Annotated in this window: 8 protein-coding genes and 1 pseudogene; 6 read left to right on the forward strand and 3 right to left on the reverse strand. The window is 57.4% G+C overall.

Going from position 1 to position 10,262, the window contains the following annotated elements; all coding sequences use genetic code 11:
- Positions 1 to 322: pseudogene (locus tag Q0J85_RS14880) on the reverse strand (sugar kinase); the annotation flags it as partial.
- 3 nt (positions 323 to 325) lie between these two features.
- Entirely contained in the window at positions 326 to 982 is a 657-nt protein-coding gene (gene eda / locus Q0J85_RS14885; protein ID WP_294483038.1) for a bifunctional 4-hydroxy-2-oxoglutarate aldolase/2-dehydro-3-deoxy-phosphogluconate aldolase, read from the reverse strand.
- 297 nt (positions 983 to 1,279) lie between these two features.
- On the opposite strand from eda, the gene Q0J85_RS14890 reads away from it, so the two are divergent.
- From Q0J85_RS14890 to Q0J85_RS14915, 6 genes are all read left to right on the forward strand, one after another.
- Positions 1,280 to 2,083: a hypothetical protein gene (locus tag Q0J85_RS14890; RefSeq protein ID WP_294483040.1), complete on the forward strand. Its 804-nt coding sequence runs from the start codon at positions 1,280 to 1,282 to the stop codon at positions 2,081 to 2,083.
- A 3-nt stretch (positions 2,084 to 2,086) separates the two neighbouring features.
- Positions 2,087 to 3,943, forward strand: a complete 1,857-nt coding sequence (locus Q0J85_RS14895) for an FAD-dependent oxidoreductase (protein ID WP_294483042.1) — start codon at positions 2,087 to 2,089, stop codon at positions 3,941 to 3,943.
- Between the two features lie 172 nt (positions 3,944 to 4,115).
- Complete coding sequence (locus Q0J85_RS14900) at positions 4,116 to 4,532, forward strand: hypothetical protein (protein ID WP_294483044.1); 417 nt, start codon at positions 4,116 to 4,118, stop codon at positions 4,530 to 4,532.
- Between the two features lie 191 nt (positions 4,533 to 4,723).
- A complete protein-coding gene (locus Q0J85_RS14905; RefSeq protein ID WP_294483046.1) occupies positions 4,724 to 6,547 on the forward strand; it encodes a biotin/lipoyl-containing protein in 1,824 nt (607 codons plus the stop codon).
- A gap of 13 nt (positions 6,548 to 6,560) precedes the next feature.
- Complete coding sequence (locus Q0J85_RS14910) at positions 6,561 to 7,802, forward strand: sodium ion-translocating decarboxylase subunit beta (protein ID WP_294483048.1); 1,242 nt, start codon at positions 6,561 to 6,563, stop codon at positions 7,800 to 7,802.
- Between the two features lie 16 nt (positions 7,803 to 7,818).
- Positions 7,819 to 8,067 carry a hypothetical protein gene (locus tag Q0J85_RS14915; RefSeq protein WP_294483049.1) on the forward strand — a complete coding sequence of 83 codons (249 nt, stop codon included), beginning with the start codon at positions 7,819 to 7,821 and terminating at the stop codon, positions 8,065 to 8,067.
- Positions 8,068 to 8,269: 202 nt separating this feature from the next.
- Here the strand turns inward: Q0J85_RS14915 and Q0J85_RS14920 are convergent, their stop codons facing one another.
- Positions 8,270 to 10,180, reverse strand: a complete 1,911-nt coding sequence (locus Q0J85_RS14920) for a tetratricopeptide repeat protein (protein WP_294483050.1) — start codon at positions 10,178 to 10,180, stop codon at positions 8,270 to 8,272.
- Positions 10,181 to 10,262: the final 82 nt, after the last annotated feature.

Consider the following 10,262-nt stretch of genomic DNA (forward strand, 5'->3'; position numbering starts at 1 on the left):
CGAAATTCAACCCGTTGCGCACGGTCCGCCCGATCCCGTCGTAGGGAACCCACTTCACGAAATCGGTCGCAACTCCGCCCTGAAGAATGAAATCCTCGATCAGCCGCCCGACCAGGTTGTCCGCGAACGCGGTCACCACCGCCGTGCGCATTCCGAAACAGCGGCGCAGTCCGCGCGCGACGTTGTATTCGCCGCCCCCCTCCCAGACCGTGAAGCTGCGCGCGGTGTGAACGCGCCCCTCGCCCGGATCGAACCGCAGCATGATCTCGCCGAGACTGACTTCATCGAAACGGCACTCTTCCGGCTTCTTGTACGTGAGCATGGTTTACTTCCCCTCCTTGAGCGCGACCGCCTGCTTGACGATGTCGCGGATTTTCTCCCAGTTTCCGGCGGCGATGTCATCGGCTTTCCCGAGCCAGGTGCCGCCGACCGCCGCGACCTCCCTGATCGCCAGATACTCCATGACGTTCGCGGTCGTCACGCCGCCGGTCGGCATGAAGCGCACGCCGAGATGTTTGTACGGCGCGATGATCGACTTGAGCATCTTCGTCCCGCCCGCCGCCTCCGCCGGGAAGAACTTCAGAAACCGGCAGCCGAACTCCATGGCCTGCTCGACCTCCGAGGGAGTGCACACCCCCGGCGCGAACGCCACATGGTTCTCCACCGCCGCGCGCACGACGGTCGGATTGAATCCCGGCGCCACCGCGAACTTCGCCCCGGAATCGAACGCGCGCTTCAGATCCGCCACGTTCAGAATCGTCCCCGCCCCGAGATAGAGTTCGGGGAAACGCTCCGACGCCGCCTTGATGATCGCAGCCGCCGCCGGCGTCCGGAACGTCACTTCCGCCGCGGGCAGCCCGCACTCCACGAGAATCTCGCACATCTTCATGCCGGAATCGAGATCGTTCAGCACGAGAACCGGCACGATCCGGATCTTTTCGAGCTGCGCAAGCACCTGTTCGCAAACCATTGAGAAACTCATCTTAGAAACTCCTTGTATTCAACCGCGAAGCCGTCGGATACGGCCGCCATGATTCTCTCTAAGATATATCCGTCCGGCGGATTATGCAAGTGTCCGGACGTTTTTTTTGCCGCCGCAAAGTGTTCTATCCGATTCCGCACGAAAAACCGTTTTTCTCCGGTCTCCCGGGCGGGGAGAATCGGGTTCCGGCTGCGAAGCCGAGGTTTTCGCCGCAAAGTGTTCTATCCGGTTGAAATCGGGTCCGGACGGTTTATATTTTCAAACAGTTCGGAGATCATTCACCAGCAGGAGTCACCAATGGTCACTTGCGACACCCTTGTCATCGGAGCCGGGTGCTGGAGCGCGGGAGTCGCGCTCTCGGGGCGCGGCTCGACCGTCATCGTCGACCGCGGCGCGATCGTCGGAGCCGAATACTTCGACACATTCGCCCCCACCTCGAACTGGAAAAGCGAACTGCGCTCGGCCGAAGCGCGCGAACTCTACCGCGTCCTCGACGACCGCACCGCGATCAACGGCGAACGCAGCGATTCGCTCATGCTCGCGCCGTTCCTCTACAAGGCGCTGCTGCCGTACACCGACACGTTCCGGCTCTGGACCGAGATCACCGCGATCCGCCCCGACGGCGACGGATTCACCGTCACGCTCTTCGACGCCGACGGCAGCGAGGAACTTCACGCCCGGCGCATCATCGACACGACCCCGGAGTGCCTCTCGAATCCGGAGTTCGGCCGCACCAACTGCCGGGCCGCGAGCCTGACCGCCGTCGCCGTCGCCCCGAACGCCGCCGAAATGATGCGGCTCTGGAAACCCGCCGTCGGCTCCATGCGCCCCGGACGCACCGACGACGAACTCTTCTTCACGGTCCCGACCGACCCGGCCGGATCGTGGCCCGAAGCCCGTCAGACCCTGCTCGACGCCTGGAATTCAAGACGGGAGATCTTCTTCAAACTCAACAAGATCGCCACCATCGCCCGCCAGCAGGTCCGCGAACTGGCGTGCGATCAGTACGAGTTTGCGCCGAATCACACGTTCTTCAACTGCGCCCGCTTCGACAATCCGCTGCTCGCGATCGACGCCGGCATCTGCTTCGGGAGGGAATGAATCATGCTGAAATGTGAAATGATCCATCAGAAATCAGTCCGGAGTTCCGGCTCTCCGGAATTTTCCGGCGAGTTCGACATCGTCGTCGCGGGACTCGGCACGGCAGGAGCCGTCGCCGCCGTCGCCGCTGCGGAAACCGGCGCGCGCGTCTGCGCCGTGGAGAAACTCCATCTGCCCGGAGGAACCGCAACTTCCGGCGGCATCGCAGGTTACTACTACGGACTCCCCGGCGGCCGCTTCGAGAAAACCGACGACGCCGCCCAGCAGATCCGCCATCTGGCATTCATCGAGGGCGGCCACTTCCACCCCGACGCGAAGGGAATCGCCATCGAACGCGAACTGCTCGCCGCCGGCGTCGAGATCCATTACGACTCGAACATCTGCGCGGTCTGGCTCGACGACGACGGGGCGACCATCCGCGGAGTCCGCATGGTGACCCCCGACGGCGTCCGCGACGTCGGCTGCCGCGCACTCATCGACGGCACCGGGAACGGGGACGTCTGCGCGCTGGCCGGCGCCGGATTCCGGGAGGGACGCGAATCCGACCATCAGCCGCAGCCGTTCTCGAGCGTCCGGGTTTTCCGCAACGACAGGCGGTTCGCGAGCGCGAACTTCGACGCCGGATTCACCACCTCGGCCGACGCGCGGGAGTTGAACCGGGCGATCATCGACTCGAATTCGCTGCACTGCTTCCCCCCGCCGTGGAATCAGGAGCCGACCCGGCTCTACTATCTCACGCAGCTGCCGGGCCATCGCGAGGGGCGGCTCATCGAGTGCGACCACATGCTCACCGCGCAGGAAGTCATCGACAAAAGCTGGCGCGAACGCCCGTTCAGCTACGCATACAGCAACTTCGACAGCCACTCGCTGGACTGGGCCTTTGAGGACGACACCGGCTGCGACTGGATGGTCGCGGCCAGTCTCTGGGGCAAGAACATGATCGCGCCGATCACGCTCGAAATGATGACGGTCAAACACTTCCGCAATCTGCTCGTGGTCGGCCGCGCCGTCTGCGTCGACCATCTGACCGCGAGTCTCATGCGCATGCAGCGCTGCATGCAGAAAACCGGGGAAGTCGCCGGAATCGCCGCTGCGCTCGCGCTCCTCAACGGCCGCGGCGACGTGCGCGAGACCGACCGCGATGAACTCGAGAAGCGTCTGCGCGCCTCCGGCTGTCTCGACGAGACGATTCTGCCGGAGTGCCGTTTCCCGGTCGAGACCTGGCGCGAAGAGATCGGCTCCGACAAGCCCGGCGAAGCGATCTGGTACGCCGCCGGTCACCTCGCCGAAACCCGCGACACGCTGCTCGCGCTGCTCGACGGGGAGGATCGGAACGCGGCCGCCCACGCGGCGATCGCGCTGGCGGTGGCGGGAGACGGGGCGGCGGCCCCCGCGCTGCGGAAGCTCCTGCTCGAGCGGGACGAATACGTTCCGGCGACGAGCCGTCGGCACAACTACCCGCGTCTGCTGCCGGAAGCGTATCTGCTCGGCCGGGTCGGAGGGGAGGAAGATGTCGAGCTGCTGCTCGATCTGGCGCGCGAACGGCTGGCGGATTATCAGACGTTCTCGTTCGCGTGGCGCGGAGTTCTGACGCTCGGGGAGCGGTTTGCGCGGGTGCGGCGGCGGATTGCCGACGGGCTGCTGCCGATTCTCGAAGCGGAGGATTTCCGTCTGCCGATTCTCTTCCGCAACACGTTGATTCACAGTCAGGCGCGGCATGAGCCGATGCACAATCTGTTCCGCGGGGTGACGGCCGTGAAGTTCAAGGAGTGGGGAATTCCGAACCGTCTCGCCGAGCGCCTCGCGGCCGAGCCGCTGAGCTGGCGGGAGAAGCGGCTGCTCGAAATCTGCCGGGCGTAGTAGCGCAGCGGCGGAAAGACGATCCGCAAAACGGGAGCCGGAAGAAGCGTTCGCGTTTCCTCCGGCTTTTTTCGCCCCCCTTTCCGGGAAGTTTTGCGGGGAGCGGCCTTGAAAAACCGGTTTTCCGGATGTATATTATCAGATCTGATGTTTTGAAAGGCCTGATTCTGCCATGAAAAGTTACCCGTTGCCCGCAATCCTGCTTTTTTCAGTGGTGCTGATCTTTACCGGCATCATCGCCGGCGTCGCGCCCGACGCCGCGCCTCAGGATTACAGCCGGTTCCGGAATCAGGAAGCCGACCATCAGCTTACGGACGCCTCACGGAGGCAATCCGATGAATGCGAATTCTTCTCCGGCAATTACGAAACCGTCGGCAGAATTCTCACCCGTTCCAATGAGACACGTCTCACCCAGTCGGTCCGTCCGGTATTTCTGCTGAAGCCGGGCAGTTTCCCTGCCGAATGCGTCTCCACGCGCTTCAGCTTCGCGCCGCCGATGAACTCGCGTCTGCACCTGTGGATCTGGCTTTCACCCTGTTTTAAGGCCAGAGCGGACCCATTCACCGTGCAGAACCATTCTGTCGCGTGAATGTACGGTGTCTCTTTTCCGCATCTCATTTGAATTTGTAACCGGACCTCCCGATCTTTCTGCCCGAAACAGTCAGAGCGGTTTGCCTGAATTCCGGATCCCGGAGCGCTCCGGAGTGGATCGACCCGTACACTCTCTGCGGCACCCCCCCTGCTCGTTCATGCCCAAAAAATAAAAACAGAGAGAGTGTAATGATGAAGAAAATTGATTTTATGCTGACTGCTTTCCGCGACGGATTCCAGTCGGTATTCGGCGCCCGCGTCTTCAGTTCGGATTTTCTGCCGGTGGTGGAAGAGGCCGCCGCGGCGGGGATCACCCATTTTGAGGCCGGCGGCGGAGCGCTGTTCCAGGCCGCCTATTTCTACAGCAACGAGGATGCGTTCCGCGTGATGGATGACTTCCGCCGCATTGTCGGAAACAGCGCCAACCTCCAGACCCTCGCCCGCGGCATCAATGTGGTCGGACTCGACAGCCAGCCGCGCGACATCATCAAGCTGCATGCGCAGCTGATGAAAAAGCACGGCATCACCACGATCCGCAATTTCGACGCCCTGAACGACGTGAACAACCTCCTCTACAGCGGAACCTGCATTGCGGAAGCGGGCCTGAAACACGAAATCACCATCACCATGATGGAACTGCCCCCGGGATGCGTCGGCCATACCGTGGAGTTCTATGAATCCATTCTGCGCCGGATTCTCGACTCCGGCATCCCCTGGGATTCGGTCTGCTTCAAGGACGCCTCGGGGACCTCCACCCCCCGCAAGGTCTACGAAACCATCCGGATGGCGCGGAATCTGCTCGGGGAACAGGCGCGAATCGTCTTCCACTCGCACGAGACCGCCGGCTGCAGCGTTCTGGCATACCACGCGGCGCTCGAAGGCGGAGCCGATCAGCTGGACCTCTCCATCGCCCCCCTTTCCGGCGGCACCTGCCAGCCGGATATTCTGACCATGTGGCACGCCCTGCGCGGCACGCAGTACGATCTGGATATCGACGTGAAGAAGATCATCAAGCTCGAAGAGAGTCTCAAACGGGCCATGAAGGACTATTTCATGCCGCCGGAAGCGACTCAGGTCAACCCGCTGATTCCGTTCTTCCCGATGCCGGGCGGAGCCTTGACCGCAAACACCCAGATGCTGCGGGACAACGGCCTCATGGAGAAATATCCGGAGGTCATCGCCGCCATGGGCGAAGCGGTGGCCCGGGGCGGCTTCGGCACCTCGGTCACGCCGGTGAGTCAGTTCTACTTCCAGCAGGCGTTCAACAACGTGATGTTCGGCCCCTGGAAGAAGATCGCCGACGGGTACGGCAAGATGGTTCTGGGCTATTTCGGCCGCACGCCGGCGGAGCCGGATCCGGAAATCGTCCGCATCGCCTCCGAACAGCTGAAACTGGAGCCGACCACCCGCAGTCCGCTGGACATCAACGACGAAAATCCGGCCAAGGGACGCAAAGCCGCAGTCGCCATGCTCGAAGCGAACGATCTGCCGATCACCGACGAAAATATCTTCATCGCCGCAAGCTGCAGCGAAAAAGGAATCCGCTACCTGAAGGGCGAAGGCACCATCGGCGTGCGGAAAACCGATCGGAAACAAAAGCCGGAACCCACGGGCAGCCCCGCCGCCGCGCCGAAGTCGGACGCTGTCACGGTCACGCTGAACGGGAAAAACTACGCGGTCAAGATCTCCGGAAATTCCGCGTCGGTCAACGGCAGACAGTACGATTTCACGCTGGCGGACGGCATCGTCGAGGAGCAGCCGGTCCGTCTGGCCGCGATGGGGACGTCGGGGGATAAGTTCACCGAAGTCCACTCCACACTGCCGGGTGCGGTGGTCCGCATTCTGGTCAAGCCGGGCGAGAGCGTCCAGGCCGGCCAGCTTCTGATGGTGCTCGAAGCGATGAAGATGGAGACCCCGATCAACGCTCCGGGAGCAGGCGTGCTGGCGAAGCTGGAGGTCGCGGAGGGAGAGCAGGTGCAGTCCGGCGCGCTCCTCGCCGTGATCCGGGGCTGACGGGAGGTGAGTCATGAATAGTTTTCTCGATCTGTTTCAGGGACTTGCCGTCATGCTCGCCTCGGATCCGGTGGTGGTCACGGTCCGGCTTGTTCTGGTGCTGCTCGGCTTCGCCCTGGTCTGGCTGGGGCGCAAAGGCATTCTGGAACCGCTGCTGATGATCCCCATGGGTCTGGGCATGGCGACGATCAATGTCTCCTCGATGTTCTTCGACCCGATCAACATGGCGAACAAGACGCCGGTGGATGAAACCGCCGTGAACAACCTCTTTCTCGACTCGACGATCAGCAACAACGACCATCTGATGACGCTGATGCAGATCGACTGGCTGCAGCCGGTCTACACGCTGACCTTCAGCAACGGGCTCATCGCCTGTCTGATCTTCATCGGCATCGGTTCGCTTCTGGACGTCGGTTTCGTGATGAAGCGGCCGTATGTGTCGGCCATCATCGCGCTGTTTGCGGAGCTGGGGACATTGCTGGTGCTGCCGCTGGCGAGTCTGTTCGGGTACAATCTCAAGGACGCGGCCTCGATCGCACTGGTCGGCGGCGCGGACGGGCCGATGGTGCTTTTCGCCTCGCTGAAGCTCTCGCCCCATCTTTTTGTGCCGATCACCGTGGTCGCCTACATGTACCTCGGGCTGGCCTACGGCGGATTTCCCTATCTGGTCAAGCTTCTGGTACCGAAGAAGCTGCAGGCCATCGAGATGCCGCCGGACGATCCGAAACTGAAGATCACAAGCGGGCAGAAGCTGACCTTTGCGGTTGTCGCCTGCGTGCTGCTCTCGTTTCTGTTTCCGGTGGCGTCGCCGCTCTTCTTCTCGCTGTTTCTCGGGATTGCGATTCGGGAATCGGGGCTGGAAAAATTCCAGCATCTGGTCAGTGAAATCGTTTTGTATGGTTCGACTCTGACGCTGGGACTTCTGCTGGGAGTGCTTTGTGAAGCGAAGACGATCATGAATCCCAAGGTGCTGCCGCTGCTGATCTTCGGCATGGCGGCGCTGGCGCTCTCCGGAGTCGGCGGCATTCTGGGAGGTTATTTCATGTACTTCGTCACCCGCGGGAAGTTCAATCCGGTCATCGGCATTGCGGGAGTCAGCTGCGTGCCCTCCACCGCGAAAGTCGCGCAGAAGTGCGTCACCCGGGCGAACCCGAATGCGATCATCATGCATTACGCGCTGGGGGTGAATATCTTCGGCGTGATTACAACCGCGATCATCGCGGCCATCTACATCAGTCTGCTGCAGAATTCCTGAGGAGGAGGTGTTCACTATGGAACAAGCATGGATGATTATGGGGGAAACCTATCTTCTGACGATAGTGATTTCGCTCTTCGTAGCGTTTTTGATTCACATGATGACGCTGCTCATCCGCCGGTTCGGCACGGCGGCGAAGCCGTTGCCGGTCTCGGCGGAGCAGGTCGAAATATCGGCACAGCCGGATGATCCGGATGAACTTGCCGCGCTTGCCATCGCCATTGCGGCGATGCAGGGGGGGCAACCGCAGAAAGATCCGCGTTGATGCGCGGAATCCGGCCGCTCTTCCGGGAAGACGGGGGGCGGCCGGATGCGGGGCGGCCGGTGGCCGAAAAATTAAGAGACATGAAGCTGGAGCGGGTCGCAAGAACAGTCGAGACTTTGTCCTTAAAGATGCTCAATGGGAATCAAATTTCTGTTTCTGCAATATTGTAGAAATAAGATCCTGAGCTTTTAATCTCCCATTTTCATTTCCGTAGAATATTTTCCAAACCTTTCATGGAGTCATCAATAGCGTCGAGTCCATCGCGTAATTCCTCATTTCCGTACATCAATTCCAAGAATCCCTTTTTCGTCAAGTACAATTCACTTGAATCAGCAATGGCTGGATATTTAATTACTCCCAGATCTACTACCTTTATTTTTCCTGTTTTATCTCGGATTTCTCCCCGGTATAAAGAAAATGGAGACACTGAAGAACGATTAATTGCAAACTGTGCCATTATTTCTTCTCCTTTCTTAGGATAAAGCGCCCAGATAAAATCAATTCCGGCAAGAGTTGAAACAAAGTTACGTTTTACTTTGTCTTCTCCATAAGTGTCATTATTCCAAGTTCCTATAACCTCAACAATGATCCGATTCTCCTTAGTACGGAATTTTCGCCAGCGAATATTATCCAGCTGAGCAGAGAAAGCTTCCTCTATTGTTCGACTTTGATCGAAGAGAAATACTCCATTTTTTACCATTTCAATCTCGGGATCATGAATATTTTTGAAACGGATAAACTCTTCCTCTATGTGTTCCCGTTCTTTTTTCCATTGGAGTTCTTCTTCAAGTTCTTTTTTGAGTTTTTTCAAGCGAGAAATAGCATCAGTATCATTTTGCGCGGCTGCCAGTTCCAACCAATATTGGGCTTGAGTTAGATTTTTTTCAATTCCTTTGCCTTCGAAATAGCAGACTCCTAGAAGACGCTGAGCCGTTGCATCTCCCTGTTCTGCAGCTTTTTGATACCAGTAAACCGCTTTTTCGGCGTCTGCTTTGACGCCTTTGCCAGCGAAATAGCAGGCTCCTAGAAGAGCCTGAGCCCCTGCCTCTCCCTGTTCTGCAGCTTTTTGACACCAGTAAACCGCTTTTTCGGCGTCTGCTTTGACGCCTTTGCCAGCGAAATAGCAGACTCCTAGAAGAACCTGAGCCCTTGCCTCTCCCTGTTCTGCAGCTTTTTGACACCAGTAAACCGCTTTTTCGGCGTCTGCTTTGACGCCTTTGCCTTCGAAATAGCAGAATCCTAGAAGACCCTGAGCCGTTGCATTTCCCTGTTCTGCAGCTTTTTGAATCCATTTCAAAGCTTCATCGAAATTTTTGTCTGCAAAATATTTTCTCCCCTGCTGCAGTTGTTCATTTGGCGACAACAGTTCCCGGCTATCCAATTGAAGTTGAACATTGTGTTCTTTGTAGCAGACAATTACGTTGATTAAACGAGCTGGATATGGCTCCCGATTTAGCATTCCCAATGTAATGAAGGGAGATTTTAAGTCTAATCTTGATGATTTTTCTTCTAACTGTACGACAATATTTCCATCAGTGACAGCTTTTTTTCTCGGAACTTGAAAGGTAACTTTTTTTCGTGTTAGCTCCACATGTTCTTTTTCAATTGTTTTGGTTATTACCCTTTCATTTCCATCTGAAAGTTGTTCAATATTTTCACCTTCTTTCAGTGTTTTAGGATCAACAATCCAATAGGGAGAATTTCTAAAAAAAGCGAAATAGCTAAAGGGGGGAATATATGTTAACCGGGTAAAAAAATTAGGTGGATTTGTAGCAAGATGCCAATCTCTGGAAATAGGAGCTAATACCAAAATATCTCCTATCACCCGAAAAGGTAAGGCGACAAGACAAAAAGCAGGATCGTTACCTACATAAACATGTTCTCGATGCTCAATTTCTGCGACGTCCTTTTGATATGTGTCTTCATACTTTTCCCAAACCCTAATTTGCGAGCCATCAAGCTCAATTTGATATCCTTTGAATTTTGAGGAAATCAACTGAGATGAGTTCTTTATATCCTCTTCTGTGGTTGTCGCTTCATATCCGAAATAGGTTCGACACCCATTACTCAAGAGGAGAATTAGTAAAGTCGGTAATAAAAAAATTCTTTTCATTATCTTGTCCTTCTATGTTAGGTTTTGTCAAGTCGTTTTGTGGTATTTCTGACTTTTTCTTAAAAATTCTTCCTTTCCAAAG

The sequence above is a fragment of the uncultured Victivallis sp. genome, from assembly GCA_944389935.1.
Lineage (GTDB): Bacteria > Verrucomicrobiota > Lentisphaeria > Victivallales > Victivallaceae > Victivallis.

What these genes read in the sequence shown, in the direction of transcription:
- eda (WP_294483038.1), bottom strand. Translation starts at nt 982, where the DNA reads ATGAGTTTCTCAATGGTTTGCGAACAGGTGCTTGCGCAGCTCGAAAAG.
- Q0J85_RS14910 (WP_294483048.1), top strand. Translation starts at nt 6,561, where the DNA reads ATGAATAGTTTTCTCGATCTGTTTCAGGGACTTGCCGTCATGCTCGCC.
- Q0J85_RS14920 (WP_294483050.1), bottom strand. Translation starts at nt 10,180, where the DNA reads ATGAAAAGAATTTTTTTATTACCGACTTTACTAATTCTCCTCTTGAGT.
- Q0J85_RS14905 (WP_294483046.1), top strand. Translation starts at nt 4,724, where the DNA reads ATGATGAAGAAAATTGATTTTATGCTGACTGCTTTCCGCGACGGATTC.
- Q0J85_RS14900 (WP_294483044.1), top strand. Translation starts at nt 4,116, where the DNA reads ATGAAAAGTTACCCGTTGCCCGCAATCCTGCTTTTTTCAGTGGTGCTG.
- Q0J85_RS14890 (WP_294483040.1), top strand. Translation starts at nt 1,280, where the DNA reads ATGGTCACTTGCGACACCCTTGTCATCGGAGCCGGGTGCTGGAGCGCG.
- Q0J85_RS14895 (WP_294483042.1), top strand. Translation starts at nt 2,087, where the DNA reads ATGCTGAAATGTGAAATGATCCATCAGAAATCAGTCCGGAGTTCCGGC.
- Q0J85_RS14915 (WP_294483049.1), top strand. Translation starts at nt 7,819, where the DNA reads ATGGAACAAGCATGGATGATTATGGGGGAAACCTATCTTCTGACGATA.